This is a genomic window from Providencia sp. PROV272 (assembly GCF_049901975.1).
GTDB classification, from domain to species: Bacteria; Pseudomonadota; Gammaproteobacteria; order Enterobacterales; family Enterobacteriaceae; genus Providencia; species Providencia stuartii.
In genome coordinates, this window is sequence record NZ_CP096291.1 from 1,962,639 (window position 1) to 1,977,727 (window position 15,089).

The following is a 15,089-nucleotide window of genomic DNA, read 5'->3' on the forward strand; positions in this document are numbered from 1 at the left end:
AAGGCAGTTACTGAGTAACTACCTTGTTTGGACGAGTATGGCTTATTCTTGGTTATGCGATTTGGTTGGCGTAGAGGTAGGTTCAATGTGAAAGGTCGCAATGATCTCCTCAAGTAATTCAGACTGAGTTTTTAAGGATTGTAATGAACCTTGCAATTCTTTCGTCATTGCCGCATTCGCTTGGGTGGTGTTATCGAGTTCATTAATTGCAATATGGATTTGTCCAACACCATGAGTCTGCTCATTAGACGCATGCGAGATGTTCTGTATCATTTCATTAATATTAGCGGTACTTCTTGCGATAGCCACAATATTATCGTTAGCATCAGCGGCTAATTGGAAGCAGTGATGAATTTTTTCATTTGAATTATCAATCAGCACTTTGATTTCTTTAGATGCTTGATTACAGCTCATCGACAGCTCACGTACCTCATTTGCAACAACAGCAAAACCTTTGCCATGCTCGCCAACTCGGGCGGCCTCTACTGCGGCATTTAAAGCCAATAAATTAGTTTGAAAGGCAATATTATCAATGGTTGATGTGATTTTGCTGATCTCTTTAGAGAAATCGACGATATCATCCATGTTCTCAACGACGTCAGAAATAAGTTCACTACTCTTATCAATAGTAATGCCGTTCTGTGCCATTAGTTGGCAGGATTCATGAGTATGGGCGCTATTAAGTTTAAAGGATGAATCTAATTCCTCTATACTTGCAGCCGTTTCCACAATAGCAGCAGCTTGTTGATCTGCACGAATAGATAGGTCCTGATTCATTTGAGTGATATCACCGATCTCATCTTTGATAGTATGGGTATTAGAATAGATATTTTTGACGATATTAATTAACTTACTCTGCATATTCGAAACATGCTGTTTCAACAGTTTAATTTCTGCTAACCCTTTATTGTCAAAATGATGGTGAAGGACCCCTTGACTGACTTTTTCTATGCCATCAATGACTTGATTAAGAGGGCGAATAAATAAATGTTGTAGAACTAAACGTACGAGTAAGGTTACCAATGTTAGGCTAATGATCACCGCGATAATACCAATCAGACTTTTGCGATACAATTCTTCGCTTGCCGCGGTGATATCATGATAACCCTGATTTAACTGCTGATGATAATAATTGAAATTTTGTTCGAAAGTATCTTGAAAACCTTGTGTAGGTTGATTTAAGAATTCATAAGTTTTTCCTTGAACTAAAAATAGAGATAGTTCCATTAACGCTGAATGTAATTGAGTATAGCTTTGTTGTAACTCATTAAATGCTAATTCGTTTTTATTTTGTGTTAATTCTGTAAAAGTTGCCCATTGTGATTCGGTTTTATTCATCTTCTCCTGAAATTGTTGAACTAAACTATCAATATCAGTATTAGCAGTTTGCATTTTGTTTATCACTAACAAATGTCTTGAGCTGGCTCTATTTAAGGTATTTCGAGCCTGTAAAAGAGATTGCCATGTATCATTTAGTGCAGACTGCTCTTGATAAATATCATCTAGTCTTTCTAGTGCCGTTTGATAATTTTTAAGATAACTAAAAAATAACCAACATGAAGAGAGTAATAGTAGGATCAGTAATCCAGATAATATCCAAATGAGAGTTGTTGTTTTAAGACCTGAAAATGAGAACCGGGAAAAAGGGGAATCAGTTTTTTGTGAAGTCGCGAACATCATTATTATTTCCTTACATACTGTCGGTAACATGTTTCAACACGTACAAATAAACGACTTATTTGATATAAGGTGATGATCAAATCGCTAAGTGATTTGCTACACACCTTATGGTGGTCATACAGAAGTCAGGTGTAGGTATTCCCTAATGGTATCGGCAGGAAATGCGTATACTTTATATTCAAACTGAATGCTAACCGAAATATAACGAGGGATTAATCGAGGGAATTGAAATTAACTTATTGTTTCATAATGATTATTTTTTGGCGGCACAGCAATATACCTAAGCAAAAAAATAACTGATTACTTTTTTATATTTAGAGATAATATAACTGTTAATGTTATTAAATAATAAGATACCACTATGCTTTCATTGTTCTTAAAGTGTTCATTAGGGGCATTAGCCGTTTTAATTATTGCTTTACTATCAAAAAGTAAGACATTTTATATAGCAGGTTTAGTACCTTTGTTCCCAACATTTGCCTTGATCGCCCATGTGATCATTGTTCAAGAGCAGGGAGCATTAGCACTACGTAAGACCGCATTATTTGGTATATGGTCATTAATTCCATATCTATTGTATTTACTGACAGTCTATTGGCTCGCCACAAAATTTTCAGCGTGGTTTTGTTTAGGGTCTGCGACGGTTGTCTGGTGTCTCTCAGCGGCGATATTGATCTACCTCTGGAGAATGTATCAATAATTCACAAAAGACAGTGTTATATGTCTCCTTATCAGGAATAATTATATTTTAATGTAAATAATTCATTCTGCGCTCACTTATTTGTCGCATTTTGTTACAATTTCAATATAGTAATTAGGTACGTTTTATAAAAAATCGCTGTGGTAAAAATGTTATTAAGAAGCCTAGTTCTGTTGCTTATGGTTGGTGGTGCTTATATTGCGGGTATTATGACGAATATCGCTCAAGTATCAGAATTCGACACTAAAAAGAAAATTGAAAACTCAGTAGAAGATTTTCTCGCTTACCCAACGGCGGCTAAGTATCGAAATGTTAATTACCATGTGCTGAATAAAACCCAGGATGGTGAAGAAACGGGTTATTATTGTGGTGAAGTATTTGGGTTTAAAAATGAGTTACCCTATGGCTTTAAACGGTTTATCGTGCGCTCCCATAAAAATGCGTCAGGTAACACGATGGTATCCATTCCTTTTGTTGAAGAAATTGATGACATTATCCCAATAGAACAATTTGAATTTGTATGGGAAAAATATTGCCAGCCAAACAAGCAGGCTGATTTATCAAAAAATCAGCTTTCATCATTTCTAAATGACTAGGCGGTTTTAATCGCAAATGTCGCTAAAAAAGTCGGCAGGTAATGGTCAATAACAAATCGAGGGTTAGGTTGCCAATCTTCATAAAACCCAGCGAGCTGAAAACCGGCCTTTATTTGTCCACCAATTAAATCGGTTAATGAATGACCAAAAACAAAAGCTTCTTGATTTTGCTGTTTCAAGTGGATTTGTTCCTGGGTTAATGCCTCTATTTCAGAAAAAGGCATTTTATAAGTCGGCTTAATTATTTGTTGCTCCTTATATTGTGGGTCACGGTCACCGACAAAAACGATTGGGTTAAAAAAGCTGGATAGTAGTCTGCCATGTGTATTTAAAACACGATGACATTCACGCCAAACAGGATTTACATCCGGTATATAAAGATTAGAAATAGGGTGGAAAATGAGATCAAAGTGGTTATCTGGGAATACGTGTAGATCTCGCATATCACCTTGGATAGTTTCTAGTTTTAAATTCTCACGAATAGCAACTTGTCTATCTTGTTCTAATTGTTTATCTGATAGGTCAAAAACAGTGACATCAGCACCAGCAGCAGATAAAACAGGGGCTTGTTGCCCTCCTGCTGAGGCTAGACATAGAATTTTTTTCCCTTTTATATCGCCAAGCCACGCTTTAGGTAATGGCGAAGGCGTCAAATGAACTTGCCATTCACCTTGTTTTGCTTTTGCAATGGTCGGAGAGTCAACGGGAATTGACCAAGGCTGTTGCAGTAAAGCTTGCTTATCCCATGCTTTTTGATTAGCAGCTAAAAAATCAGTCATAAAAAGAACTCCTCAAAACATTATTTTACTAATGTAACGTAAGAAACGAGGAATGAAAACAAAAATGTACTAATTGGTACATTTGATGGGGGTATTGTGGAAAATGGAACTGTAGCGCTATGATGGTTTATGGTTTAACTAAATAGTAGAGAACATGCTCGAAGGTAAATTCAGCAATTTTCTGCATACCTAATTTCTGATGTGCTTTTAAAGAGCGTATGTTACTACTATTAATAAATGCGACGGGTTGACCGGTCTGTTTAGCACATATCGTGTCATACAGGGATTTAAGAATACTTTTCCCTCGATATGCAGTATCAATACATACGGGACCGTAAAACCAATTATTTTCTATAATGGGGGCAAAGTGTTGGGTGATATATTGCGCCAATGCAGGGAGGGCTTTAGCGAGAGGGCTAAAACTAAAAACGACGCCAACAATATGTTCATTTTCATAGGCTACAACGGTATGACTTGCGCTAGCAAACATCCCTTTAACTTTACCTAAAGGGTACTCACCTAATAACCCACCACCTTGTGATTGTGCGTTAATTTGCAACAATTGGGCAACTTTTTCACAATCCGTTATTTCCATTAATCGGTACTGGATCATAATACGATTCCTCAAAATCTCTTCATTTATTGATGAATATAGCAGGTGGTTTTACCAATAAGGATCCGCAGTGTCGATAGTGAGAGTGAAAAATAAATTCTAATGAATTTTATTTGTTTTGATCTCATAATGGTCAAAATTATCTGCTCAACGTTAACCAAAATGCTTGCTAAATCTTATCCTATTTTATTATTAGTGATTTCGAATGTTTTTATGATGTTTGCATGGTATGGACACTTAAAGTTTACAGATAAGCCACTGTATAGCATCATTTTTTTCAGTTGGTTAATTGCATTTGTAGAATATTGCTTTGCGGTTCCAGCCAATCGGCTAGGGCATCAATATTATAGTGCAGCTGAATTAAAAACGATGCAGGAAGTTATCACACTTTGTGTCTTTGTGGTGTTTTCTGTGCTTTATCTTGGGGAGAGTATTTCGATAAACCATATTATTGGCTTTATTTTGATCTTTGCGGGCGCCTTTTTTATCTTCAAAGGCCCATTTTAAGGGCTTAAATATGTCTCTCCCCTGTCTTAAATATAGGGGAGAGACGAGCGATTATACCCAACCTTTCTCGCGGAACTGTTTTAATACAATAACAAATTGCTCCATTTCTTCGGGGGTTCCTAGCGTTAAACGGCTCCAACCCATTGCTGGTGGAAATTCACGTCCAACCATAATGTGCGCATCGGCCATTCTTTTTTGGTATGTTTTGACATCACCTTTAACTTTATGAAAGATAAAATTCGCTTGTGAAGGGGCATAGGTAATACCGAGTTCATCTAATGCGGTTTCAACGATTTTTCTAGATAAGTTATTGGATTTCAGACTATATGCAATAAATGATTTATCCTGCAAAGAAGCAAGAGCGGCAACGGCGCCAGCCGTATTGGTATTATCTAAAGGTAAAAACGCATCAATGGCAGCAATAACTTCAGGGGTTGCGATACCGTAACCAACACGCAGTCCTGCTAACGCAAAAATCTTTGAAAAGGTGCGAGTGACAACAAGGTTATTTTTACCCTGTTTCACAAGCTCAATGGCACTGATAAATTTCGGGTCTTCAACGAATTCAGCGTAGGCTTCGTCTACGATGAAGAATTGTTTATCTGAAGATTTATGCATCCATTCGCTTAATTCGCTTGCTGGTGTGATCATCGCCGTTGGGTTATTTGGGTTACAAATATAAATGATTGATAACCCATCAAATTCATCAGCAAGTTGTTCCATTTTTTTTAGGTCGAATGACAAATCTTCTTTTAACGGAACTTTAGTGATTTTACCTGCAAATGATTGAGTATATAACTCGGCGTAATTGAATGTTGGGTCGGGCGTAATAAGTTGAAGTCCTTGATTTTGTTGGCGTGCTTTTGCTGCTAGCATCGCAACAGCAGCTTGGATGGTTTCTGAAGAGCCATTTCCCAATGTGACATGCTTGTCGGTCAAGGCATAGTGTTTACCTAGTGCTGCAATTAGGTCAGCTCTAGCATCATCAGGATAGCGGAATGAACCGGGTAGAGCGGCAATAACGGCATCTTTTGCTTTTGGCGACATGCCGAGTGAATTTTCATTAAAATTAAGCAGCAAAGGGTGTTGCGCATCAAGCAAAAATTGCGTTTTTGTTTCCGCAACAGCTTGATTGAAAAGAGAGTTTACAGCTAATCCGCCCATAATGGCTGAGCTTGTTTTTAGAAAAGAACGACGATCCATGGTGTTTCCTTGCAAAAAAATAGTAATCATTAGATTACTGAAAATAGATTTGTTGTAAATAATTATTTATCACAAGTGATTATTTATTCATTTTGTTAAGATCGGACTTTAAGCAAAATACAGGTTAATTATTACTTTAATATATTGATAAATATAAATAATCACTCAGAATTTATGGTTTGTTGTGATAAAAAATTTCTTTTCATACATCAATGGTTGTATAATGAATTACATATCGAGGGTTGTATAATAATTTGGATGATAAAATGAAGTTATTTATGTTTTATGTTGGTGGCAATGCAGGGAAGTCAAATATAGAAGTTCATGATATTCAATTCGTTGTAGCCGAAAAACCGACAGATGCTTGGCCTGCATTGCGGGAAGCTTGGTTTGGCGATAAGGATAAGATCCATATCGACGGCTATGCAACGATTAATTGGGTGGATGGATTTAAAATCGAACTACATCAGGAGCCTTCTTTAACGACACAGCGGCTATACTTTATTAATGTTGGAGGGTATCAGCCATCTACTCTGGCCGAACTGCATGAGTTTGATCTATTCGTTGCTGAATCGGCGGCGGAAGCAAAGCAAAAAGCGATTAATGCATTATTAGTTAATTGCCAACAGCAGCATAAAGACAATTTAAAGGATGTTGATGATTGTCTCTTATTGGATCAAATTGGCAATTATTATATTCACCTTATCCCTCAGCCAGACGGTGAGCATTTTAAGCCTGAATGGCAAGGCTATCAGCCTATCGGTATATGATTTTTATCTCGTAGGTCGTTTGATGATGTGAGTTGTAGGGCAGTGTTAACTGCCCTAATTCGTTTATCGCTGTTGAGGGGTATTATTGTTTGAAATTTCAATAACGGAGACTCGAACAACGTATTGTTTACCACTTTCTCCCTTTGGCGCATCAGCTGCAATTTTTTTCAGGGTCTCATCTGGCTGAGTTGTCTGAATTGACGTTGAATATTGCATTGCTCCATTATGGCGACCATAGTGACGGCCAGAACCGTTGTAGTGACGGTTATTATCACAAGGGCGGTCATTATATTGTTGCTGATTGTGATAACCATTTTTATGCCAAGCACCATCACAATAATTATTATCGTTATATGCGAAAGAAGAAAAGCTAATGGCAAATAAACTTGCTGAAATAAAAAGAGGCTTTAAATAATTCATATTTATACTCCTGTTGGGTACCGACTAATAATTATTTTGGCTCTTTTATTTATTATTTCAATGTTATTTACCTAAATAAAGAGATATATCATAGTTTCATCACTAACTACTCTTATTTCCTTCACAATGAAAAAAAGTTGTATTGATCTTTAAAATAAAGTAACTATTTTTATTTTTTATAGGCAGTAATACGTAATAAAAATATTGGTATTTTGAATACGCTTCTTCTTTCAATTGCAATTAATTGATTTATAAGTAATTTTTATGTTGATTGGTACGGGTTAAATTGGTTATGGCATGCTACCGTTATAGATCAGAGAAAAACTTCGCTAATTTACTCAATGAACTAATTGAAGCGACGGCAATCTCTTTATTATAATCGTCACATAAAACTAACAATCTATCAATAGCGTCTTCTTGCTCGATTGAACATTTATAATCACCTAAAGCATTAATTGCCGCTATTTTTACATCGTTGTTAGTACCATAAGTAAGCTCAACAAGATTTTTTACGATCCTCTCTTTCATTCTATTCCCATATTTAAATGATAATCATTTCTCAATTATAATATTATGAGTGAAATTAGAAAACGTTTTTTTTATTAATGAATAATGAAAAAATATAAAAATTAAATATCAAATTAATGTGATGGGATATCATATTGAATGAAAAATTAATTAAATTGACAATATTATAAGTTAATTAATAAAAGATAAGATATCCTTAATAACGGCTTATAGAACACGCTTGTTGTATTCACCAATAAATCAAATTTTAGCGAACTTGGCTCATTTTGTTCACATAAAACAAGTTAATATCGTTATAATTAGTCTGACTAGCTAAATGCCAAGAAGGATTATGTATTGAAACGTATAAAAACCAAACTGTTTATCGTCATTTTGATTATTATTGCTGGCTTTGTATATCAATATGTTACAGCAATTCATGACTCCGACATTCAAAAAATGGCTCAGCAATTGGTCGAAAATAAACTCGCCTCACAGCAACCAGTGAACTTCAATGACGTTAAGGTTGTTAAGCGGAATCAATACAAAGAAGGTGAAAGTGTAGGCGTATGCGGCACATATCAGGTCGGTAATGATGGTCGTGCACTACTTTTTGTTGCTAATATTGATATTCGTGACGGGCAATTTTCAGGAAAGAATCAGTTATTGTTGAGCGATAACGAGGACATTCAGGCCTCTATCAAGACGATATGCCAAAAAGAGCAACCATAACAGCTCATGAGATAATAGAATGTGCCCAGTTTCGATAGAGACTGGGTACATTTTTATAGATTGATGCTTATTTCGTTTTGTTCAACAGAAGCTCAGTTTGGATTTTGCAAGCGGAGATTGAGTCATTTAGCGATTTCGCGAATTCGTCCTGGCTCTTAAAGCTACCTTTATTATCGCGGATGGTTTTAATGACAACAGCCAAGTTCTTTTGTAAATCAGCTTCGTTTGTCTCTAATTTAGCGAGATCAACATTTTTACTTTTTAGCTGAGTAAGTGCATCTGCTGCTAATTCGTTGCTGCTTTTATCTGAACGATAGGCATCATTGAGTGTTTGGCCTGTAATATCACAATAATCAATGGCAGTTTGGCTAATATTTAGTGGTTCATTAGCGCCTAGTGCGATAATCGGTGTAAAGCATACAGCAAGTAAAAGACGTTTCATGGCAGTACCTCTAGTTTTACACTAAATGAATTTTAACTTTATCGGATAATAGACAGAGACTATAGCAGAATAGGCCGAAAAGAGGGTGTCCTAAGTATTATTTCGCATTTTGAAACAAAAAAAGAGCCAGTAAAAACACTGGCTGCCATATTGAGCAAAAGCAATGTAAATGAAAATTACGTTATATAATTTATCATACAACGGTAATAAGAAAAGCGGTTTTGTGACTAAGATTAGCTTATTTGTAACAAATATGATCTTGATCAGCAATTGCCATTATGGAGAGATGGAGGAGGAGAGAGTAACCAGCCTTTAATTTAATGAATATAAGTAAAGGCTGGCTAAAACATAGGCGAATAATTATTTTGACCAATGCCCATGATGGAGAACGTCTTCAACTAATTCATGAAGAACGATATGAGCTTCTTTGTCATCATGAAAACCAGAAGTTTCAAATGTAGTTGCTCCAGTATCATGAATAATATAGAGATCGCTACCTGGATAAACTTCTAATACCCTTGCTCTTAGTTCTGAAGCAAATGCGTCATAAAGGCTTTGGGATACAGCATCATCAGAGATTTTAATGGTGATTTTCATTTTTTAACCTTAAATAGGGTTTCGATTTAATTGTAAATTTTATGGTGATGTATAAATAGAAGCAATAATCATTTTTCAATATTCTTTTTACGATGTTTTTTTAAATGTTCTATTTGCTTATTTAATAAACAGTTTGAGGGTATTCACCCTTAATATAAGGCAATAAATTTATTGAATAATAAACTGAATATGTTGGTGAAATTAAATTATTCATTTTATTAGTAGAGCAGGAATTATTAATAATAAAGAAATATGTATTTATAAAAGGGAATAATATAAGATTTTGATTATTATATAACCAAGTTGGTGAATAAAGCGATAATATCATAAAATCAAATGATTAACTTTATGAGTTCACTCTTGTTGTGAGTGCAATTTGTTGATTTTAAATCAAAAATATTATCTAGCACACATCTTTATATTAGGTATTTATATAACAAATATCAATCTCAAAATTTAAACTTAAAAAATGTTTTACACGGAAGATAAAAAAATATAGTTTTATGACTCTTTGTTTTGTATTTCATTGTGCACGTTTAGGGATTGGTTTCTTATAATCGAAAGGGTGCTTGGTGAGATGAAACATTACAAAGATTATCATTAATTATACAGCGATCTTTATTTACATATAATAAAGTAAGGGGAATGGTTTGGTAGAAATCGTAAATTATCTAAACGACATTGTTTGGGGGTCGCTCCTCATCTATTTATTACTTGGCGTAGGTGTTTACTTTACACTTCGTACAGGATTTATTCAGTTTCGCCATTTTGGTCATATGTTTGGTGTTTTAAAAAATAGTAATCAAGCCGATAAAGCAGGGATATCGTCTTTTCAAGCATTGTGTACCAGCTTAGCGGCTCGGGTGGGAACAGGGAACTTAACCGGTGTTGCCATTGCGATAACGGCAGGAGGCCCTGGAGCCATTTTTTGGATGTGGGTGGTTGCGATGTTAGGGATGGCAACCTCATTTATTGAATCAACCCTCGCTCAATTGTACAAAACAAAAGATGACCAAGGAAATTATCGAGGCGGTCCTGCCTACTATATGCAAAAAGGATTAAACCGCCGTTGGATGGGCGTGTTATTTTCCATCTTTTTAATTATTGCATTTGGATTGGTATTCAATGCCGTTCAAGCAAACTCAATTGCACAAGCAACTGCTGTAGCATTTGATTTTAACCCTCTATATGTTGGCATTGCGCTTGTGGTGATGAGTGGTGTTGTTATTTTTGGCGGATTAAAATCAATTGCAAAGGTTGCTGAGCTAATCGTTCCTATTATGGCATTGGCTTATTTACTGCTAGCATTTTGGGTACTTGGACATCATATTGAACGCTTACCTGACGTCTTTATGATGATTATCCGCAACGCTTTTGGGTTACAGGAAGCGGCAGGGGGGGGCAATTGGTTACGGTGTTGCTCAAGCGATGACTCAAGGTATCCAGCGCGGGTTATTTTCGAATGAAGCGGGGATGGGGTCTGCACCGAATGCAGCCGCTTCTGCCGCTCCATATCCCCCACATCCTGCTTCACAAGGTTATGTGCAAATGTTGGGTGTTTTTATGGATACGATTGTTATTTGCAGTGCGACGGCGATCATTATTCTCTCGTCTGGTGTACTTGAAAACCCAATGGATAAAATCAGCGGAATTGAATTAACGCAGCAGGCCTTGTCATCTGTTGTGGGAAGTTGGGGTTCAACCTTTATCGCAATCGCAATCTTTTTCTTTGCATTCACTTCAATTATTGCCAACTATGCTTACGCAGAGAGCAATATGATATTCTTAGAAAATAATCACACCGCAGGTTTGCTTATCTTGCGCCTAGCTGCATTAGGCATGGTGATGTTTGGTGCCTTAGCCGAGATGCCATTGATATGGAAAATGGCGGATTTATCGATGGGGCTGATGGCAATTACTAATTTAATTGCCATCTTGCTACTGTCTGGTATCGCGTTTAAATTAACCAAAGATTATAACTTGCAAAGGAAAGCAGGAAAAATTCCTACATTTGATATTGCTCAGCACCCTGAATTAAAAACGCAGGTAGAAGAGGGGATTTGGGATAAGGAAAATGTAGCCCAGTGGGATAAGCAAAAATCTATTTAATCATCATAAAAATAAGAGTCATGTCATTCTGGCTGGCTCTTATTTCCCTCTTATTGACGCCGATGTCAGCTAGCCCATTTTCACTCAATTTAATAAAGGTTATCAATAATACTTGCTTTCTAATAGGCTGAGCTTTAAGGTTTTTCTCATAAATTCAAAACTAATGGTTAAATTGAGTAAACAATGAAATTAGGGCAACATGCAGCAACATTTTATGGCGTAGTCTCTATTTTACTGTGGAGTACGATTGTTGGTTTAGTGCGAAGTGCGAGTGAAAACTTTGGTGCTGTTGGTGGAGCCGCATTAATTTATAGCCTTGGTACTGCCATTCTGGTTGTATTTATGGGGTTTCCCAAAATTCGTGCTTATCCTAAGCGCTACTTAATTTGGGGAACATTACTCTTTGTTAGTTATGAAATGTGTTTTGTATTAGCTCTGGGGTTGGCAAAAGACCGACAACAGGCTATTGAATTAGGGATGGTGAATTATTTATGGCCCAGCTTTACGATAGCATTAGCTGTTTTGTTTAATCGCCAGCGGTTTACTCTATTGCTTGGTATTGGGCTACTGTTAGCATTTGCTGGGTTAATATGGGTCATTTCGGGTGATCAACCTATTTCAGTTGCGGCAATTGCGGATAATATTTCAAGTAACCCATTAAGTTATTTACTCGTTTTTATTGGAGCTGTCCTCTGGGCGTTATATAGCAATGTGACTAAGCGTATTTCTGGGGGGCATAATGGAATGGTGCTATTTTTTCTACTCACTGCGATAGGGTTATGGATACTTTTTGTGTTTGAACCTAATAAGCAATTCAATATTTCATGGCACAGTATCACATTGCTGTTAGTGGCATCCTTAGAACCTATCCCAATAGGATTTTATTCCAGACAATGATGGCACAGGCAAGATGCAGCATTGCCTCATAATTCTCGACCTTCTTCTCCCAACGAGTCAGGACACGACGGTAGCGATTCATCCAACTGTGTGTTCTCTCTACAACCCAGCGGTGGGCCTTAAAATCCGTGTTTTTGATGGCTTCTGATTCATCCTTCCGTGACTGGATATGAGGTTCATAGCGACGACTTTTCAGATACGCTCCCAACCATTCCGCTTCATACCCTTTGTCCATGCACAACCGGAGCCTCTTGCCCGGTCTGCCCGTCTGGAGGGCATCGAGCGTATCCGCAACCAGCTTTATGTCGTGCGTATTTGCTCCAGCGACAACCAGTGCAAGCGGAAGCCCGTTCCCGTCAGTCATCAGACTGCGCTTTACGCCCCGTTTCCCTCGGTCTGTTGGGTTCTTGCCTGTTTTTTTGAGCCTGCCAGCGGTGATTTGGTCATACAACCATCCATCGACAGCCACGACCAGTCAATAGCGTCCAACTGTTCGCAAGCAAGCAACCCGTTTTGCCAGAAGCGTTCAAATACGCCAGCATCCCGCCACTCCTGAAATCGGCGATGAGCAGAGCTTGACGAGCATATACCGGTGGCATTTAGCGCATTCCACTGGCAACCCGTCCTGAGTACGAAGAAAATGGCGTTCATTGCAGCGCGATTATCAACCCGCTTGCGGTGCGTACCCAGCGGGTGTTGAGTTCTATGCTCCGGGATGAGAGGAGCCATTTTCTCCCAGAGTTCATCACTGATTTGCCACTTATTACCTACCATACGTTGCCCTCATAAATTATCATTATGTATTATCTGACAATTCCTTTTGGGATAGGTTCTTAGCAACAGGCGGTGCGAATGCGTTATGGACGCTCGCTGTGATCCGAGGCAATGTCGCTTTATTAGGTACGTTATCTTACTTTACACCTGTCATATCAACGGCGTTTTCGTCAATTCTATTAAGCACTGCGCTGACATTAGGTTTTTGGCAAGGAGTGGTAATGGTAACTCTTGGGTCGATTATCTGCTTTCTTGCAACTCGGCGGCCATCTAAGGTAAAAAGCGCCCAATAAAGTAGGGCGCTATCGTTGGTAATTAATTATGCTTTTTCATCGGTTAATTGCACGGTTTTGTTGCAAAAGAGGTTGCCAACAAACAGTGAAATTATGAAAGCGATAACACCCGGTATCAACCAGCCCATACCTTGTTCAAATAGTGGTAAGTTTGAAACAAGGAAGCCCTTCACATTATCACTTAGCAACGTCATATTATTTAATGTATCTAATAGGCTCATAAAGACGATAACAGCGATAGTAATACCGTAAGTGACTCTTGGTGCAGCCATATAACGTCTTGCAAATTGCAGGAATACAATGGTGACCGAAGATGGGTAGATCATTAATAGCGCAGGAATAGTCACTCTTAATAATGTGTCTAGGCCGAAAGTAGAGACAATGGTGGTCAGCAATGTGAAAAAGACCACCCAAAAACGGTAACCTAAGCGATGGTGGAAAGTCGCAAAGTAGTCAGCACAAGCACTCGTTACGCCAACAAGGGTTGTCATGCTAGCTAATAAGACAATCCCACACATGATCCATGTGCCAATTGAGCCGAATAATGTATCCACGTAACGTGAGAATATTTGACCACCATTGGTTGCTGTATTGGCTACAAGTTCACTGGTTGCGCCAAGATAGAATAAGCAAATATAGAGTGCAGCGAGTAAGCTAACAGAGATTAAGCCTGCTTTGATGGTAATAAAAGCCACTTGGCGAGGCTGAGTGATATTTTTTGATGCTAAAGCACGAGCGACAATCCCACCAAAGGCCATGGCAGATAGCACGTCCATGGTTTGATAACCATCAATTACCCCACCAAAAAAGGCATAATCGGCATATTGTTTTACTGGTGCATTAATCGGAGATAATGGCTCTGCCACCACAGCGATCCCGACCACAACCAATAGAATAAGCAAGGCTGGGGTCATAAACTTGCCGATTGCGCTGATCATCGTGCCTTGTTTAAGCATAAAGAACAAAGAGCACACGTTAAAAATCAAGGCAAAGGTAAGGTGTGAGGTGGTGCTTTTTTCAATGAAACCTAATGGAATGAAGCCCATTTCAAAAGCCGTATTTGTCACCCTTGGCATCGCAAAGGTTGAACCTACAATTAAGTATAGCGCCACCCAAAAAATGACAGCAACCCACTTAGGTAAATCCACAGACAGGCGCTCACCACGGCCTTTAACGGCGACGGTAACCAGAGTCATAAAGGGCAGGATAACACCCGTAATAATAAAGCCAAGCGATGTGCTGAACCAATCTGTACCCGATTGGTAGCCTGCCATAGGAGGGAAAATAATGTTTCCTGCGCCTAAAAATAGCGCGAAGACCATCATCCCAAGAATTACCATATCTTTAGTCGAAAACATGTTACTACCTGTTTGTAATGTATATTTTGCAATGAATATTTTAGTATTACAGTATTTTTAAGGGGGCAGATAGTATCAAATTTAGAAAGCTAAGTAAGGTTTTAGTCATCCA

General features: G+C 37.8%; 14 protein-coding genes and 4 pseudogenes. 8 read left to right on the forward strand and 10 right to left on the reverse strand.

Features of this window, described 5'->3' with window-relative positions; genetic code table 11:
* Positions 1 to 42: 42 nt before the first annotated feature.
* On the reverse strand, positions 43 to 1,710 hold the full coding sequence (locus tag M1E93_RS08845; protein ID WP_004920760.1) for a methyl-accepting chemotaxis protein: 1,668 nt from the start codon (positions 1,708 to 1,710) through the stop codon (positions 43 to 45).
* A gap of 331 nt (positions 1,711 to 2,041) precedes the next feature.
* Between M1E93_RS08845 and M1E93_RS08850 the strand changes: the two genes are divergently transcribed.
* Positions 2,042 to 2,380 carry a GlpM family protein gene (locus tag M1E93_RS08850; protein WP_004920759.1) on the forward strand — a complete coding sequence of 113 codons (339 nt, stop codon included), beginning with the start codon at positions 2,042 to 2,044 and terminating at the stop codon, positions 2,378 to 2,380.
* A gap of 149 nt (positions 2,381 to 2,529) precedes the next feature.
* Positions 2,530 to 2,976, forward strand: a complete 447-nt coding sequence (locus tag M1E93_RS08855; RefSeq protein ID WP_041704994.1) for a hypothetical protein — start codon at positions 2,530 to 2,532, stop codon at positions 2,974 to 2,976.
* Here M1E93_RS08855 and M1E93_RS08860 read toward each other — a convergent pair.
* Positions 2,973 to 3,755 carry a class I SAM-dependent methyltransferase gene (locus M1E93_RS08860; RefSeq protein ID WP_053109926.1) on the reverse strand — a complete coding sequence of 261 codons (783 nt, stop codon included), beginning with the start codon at positions 3,753 to 3,755 and terminating at the stop codon, positions 2,973 to 2,975. The genes M1E93_RS08855 and M1E93_RS08860 overlap by 4 nt on opposite strands.
* A 127-nt stretch (positions 3,756 to 3,882) precedes the next feature.
* Positions 3,883 to 4,368 (reverse strand): N-acetyltransferase, encoded by a 486-nt coding sequence (locus tag M1E93_RS08865; protein ID WP_104873537.1) that lies wholly within the window; start codon positions 4,366 to 4,368, stop codon positions 3,883 to 3,885.
* Between the two features lie 162 nt (positions 4,369 to 4,530).
* On the opposite strand from M1E93_RS08865, the gene M1E93_RS08870 reads away from it, so the two are divergent.
* Positions 4,531 to 4,875, forward strand: coding sequence for a DMT family protein (locus tag M1E93_RS08870; protein ID WP_036943916.1), 345 nt, complete (start codon positions 4,531 to 4,533; stop codon positions 4,873 to 4,875).
* Between the two features lie 51 nt (positions 4,876 to 4,926).
* Here M1E93_RS08870 and M1E93_RS08875 read toward each other — a convergent pair whose 3' ends face one another.
* Positions 4,927 to 6,078 (reverse strand): pyridoxal phosphate-dependent aminotransferase, encoded by a 1,152-nt coding sequence (locus M1E93_RS08875; protein ID WP_040133232.1) that lies wholly within the window; start codon positions 6,076 to 6,078, stop codon positions 4,927 to 4,929.
* Positions 6,079 to 6,344: 266 nt separating this feature from the next.
* Between M1E93_RS08875 and M1E93_RS08880 the strand changes: the two genes are divergently transcribed.
* Positions 6,345 to 6,848, forward strand: coding sequence for a DUF1543 domain-containing protein (locus M1E93_RS08880; RefSeq protein ID WP_014656136.1), 504 nt, complete (start codon positions 6,345 to 6,347; stop codon positions 6,846 to 6,848).
* A gap of 63 nt (positions 6,849 to 6,911) precedes the next feature.
* Here M1E93_RS08880 and M1E93_RS08885 read toward each other — a convergent pair whose 3' ends face one another.
* Together M1E93_RS08885 and M1E93_RS08890 are read right to left on the reverse strand one after the other, a co-directional pair.
* Positions 6,912 to 7,268, reverse strand: a complete 357-nt coding sequence (locus M1E93_RS08885; protein WP_004920739.1) for a hypothetical protein — start codon at positions 7,266 to 7,268, stop codon at positions 6,912 to 6,914.
* Positions 7,269 to 7,574: 306 nt separating this feature from the next.
* Complete coding sequence (locus M1E93_RS08890) at positions 7,575 to 7,796, reverse strand: hypothetical protein (protein WP_004920733.1); 222 nt, start codon at positions 7,794 to 7,796, stop codon at positions 7,575 to 7,577.
* A 336-nt stretch (positions 7,797 to 8,132) separates the two neighbouring features.
* On the opposite strand from M1E93_RS08890, the gene M1E93_RS08895 reads away from it, so the two are divergent.
* Positions 8,133 to 8,507, forward strand: a complete 375-nt coding sequence (locus M1E93_RS08895; RefSeq protein WP_014656135.1) for a hypothetical protein — start codon at positions 8,133 to 8,135, stop codon at positions 8,505 to 8,507.
* 67 nt (positions 8,508 to 8,574) lie between these two features.
* On the opposite strand, the gene M1E93_RS08900 is transcribed toward M1E93_RS08895, so the two are convergent.
* A complete protein-coding gene (locus M1E93_RS08900) occupies positions 8,575 to 8,949 on the reverse strand; it encodes a hypothetical protein (protein ID WP_004920727.1) in 375 nt (124 codons plus the stop codon).
* 360 nt (positions 8,950 to 9,309) lie between these two features.
* Positions 9,310 to 9,546 carry a DinI-like family protein gene (locus M1E93_RS08905; RefSeq protein WP_004920724.1) on the reverse strand — a complete coding sequence of 79 codons (237 nt, stop codon included), beginning with the start codon at positions 9,544 to 9,546 and terminating at the stop codon, positions 9,310 to 9,312.
* A 650-nt stretch (positions 9,547 to 10,196) separates the two neighbouring features.
* Here M1E93_RS08905 and M1E93_RS08910 point away from each other — a divergent pair.
* Together M1E93_RS08910 and yddG are read left to right on the forward strand one after the other, a co-directional pair.
* Positions 10,197 to 11,655: pseudogene (locus tag M1E93_RS08910) on the forward strand (alanine/glycine:cation symporter family protein).
* Positions 11,656 to 11,838: 183 nt separating this feature from the next.
* Positions 11,839 to 12,516, forward strand: a pseudogene (yddG, locus tag M1E93_RS08915) (aromatic amino acid DMT transporter YddG); the annotation flags it as partial.
* A gap of 4 nt (positions 12,517 to 12,520) precedes the next feature.
* Here the strand turns inward: yddG and M1E93_RS08920 are convergent.
* Positions 12,521 to 13,326, reverse strand: a pseudogene (locus tag M1E93_RS08920) (IS5 family transposase).
* A 62-nt stretch (positions 13,327 to 13,388) separates the two neighbouring features.
* Between M1E93_RS08920 and M1E93_RS08925 the strand changes: the two are divergent.
* Positions 13,389 to 13,619: pseudogene (locus M1E93_RS08925) on the forward strand (EamA family transporter); the annotation flags it as partial.
* Between the two features lie 26 nt (positions 13,620 to 13,645).
* Here M1E93_RS08925 and brnQ read toward each other — a convergent pair.
* On the reverse strand, positions 13,646 to 14,977 hold the full coding sequence (brnQ, locus tag M1E93_RS08930) for a branched-chain amino acid transport system II carrier protein (RefSeq protein ID WP_004920713.1): 1,332 nt from the start codon (positions 14,975 to 14,977) through the stop codon (positions 13,646 to 13,648).
* Positions 14,978 to 15,089: the final 112 nt, after the last annotated feature.

Bases quoted from the DNA above. Each gene is read 5' to 3' on its own strand.
- M1E93_RS08875 (WP_040133232.1), bottom strand. From the start codon at position 6,078: ATGGATCGTCGTTCTTTTCTAAAAACAAGCTCAGCCATTATGGGCGGA.
- M1E93_RS08865 (WP_104873537.1), bottom strand. From the start codon at position 4,368: ATGATCCAGTACCGATTAATGGAAATAACGGATTGTGAAAAAGTTGCC.
- M1E93_RS08870 (WP_036943916.1), top strand. From the start codon at position 4,531: ATGCTTGCTAAATCTTATCCTATTTTATTATTAGTGATTTCGAATGTT.
- M1E93_RS08885 (WP_004920739.1), bottom strand. From the start codon at position 7,268: ATGAATTATTTAAAGCCTCTTTTTATTTCAGCAAGTTTATTTGCCATT.
- M1E93_RS08890 (WP_004920733.1), bottom strand. From the start codon at position 7,796: ATGAAAGAGAGGATCGTAAAAAATCTTGTTGAGCTTACTTATGGTACT.
- M1E93_RS08850 (WP_004920759.1), top strand. From the start codon at position 2,042: ATGCTTTCATTGTTCTTAAAGTGTTCATTAGGGGCATTAGCCGTTTTA.
- M1E93_RS08880 (WP_014656136.1), top strand. From the start codon at position 6,345: ATGAAGTTATTTATGTTTTATGTTGGTGGCAATGCAGGGAAGTCAAAT.
- M1E93_RS08905 (WP_004920724.1), bottom strand. From the start codon at position 9,546: ATGAAAATCACCATTAAAATCTCTGATGATGCTGTATCCCAAAGCCTT.
- M1E93_RS08855 (WP_041704994.1), top strand. From the start codon at position 2,530: ATGTTATTAAGAAGCCTAGTTCTGTTGCTTATGGTTGGTGGTGCTTAT.
- M1E93_RS08900 (WP_004920727.1), bottom strand. From the start codon at position 8,949: ATGAAACGTCTTTTACTTGCTGTATGCTTTACACCGATTATCGCACTA.
- M1E93_RS08845 (WP_004920760.1), bottom strand. From the start codon at position 1,710: ATGTTACCGACAGTATGTAAGGAAATAATAATGATGTTCGCGACTTCA.
- brnQ (WP_004920713.1), bottom strand. From the start codon at position 14,977: ATGTTTTCGACTAAAGATATGGTAATTCTTGGGATGATGGTCTTCGCG.
- M1E93_RS08860 (WP_053109926.1), bottom strand. From the start codon at position 3,755: ATGACTGATTTTTTAGCTGCTAATCAAAAAGCATGGGATAAGCAAGCT.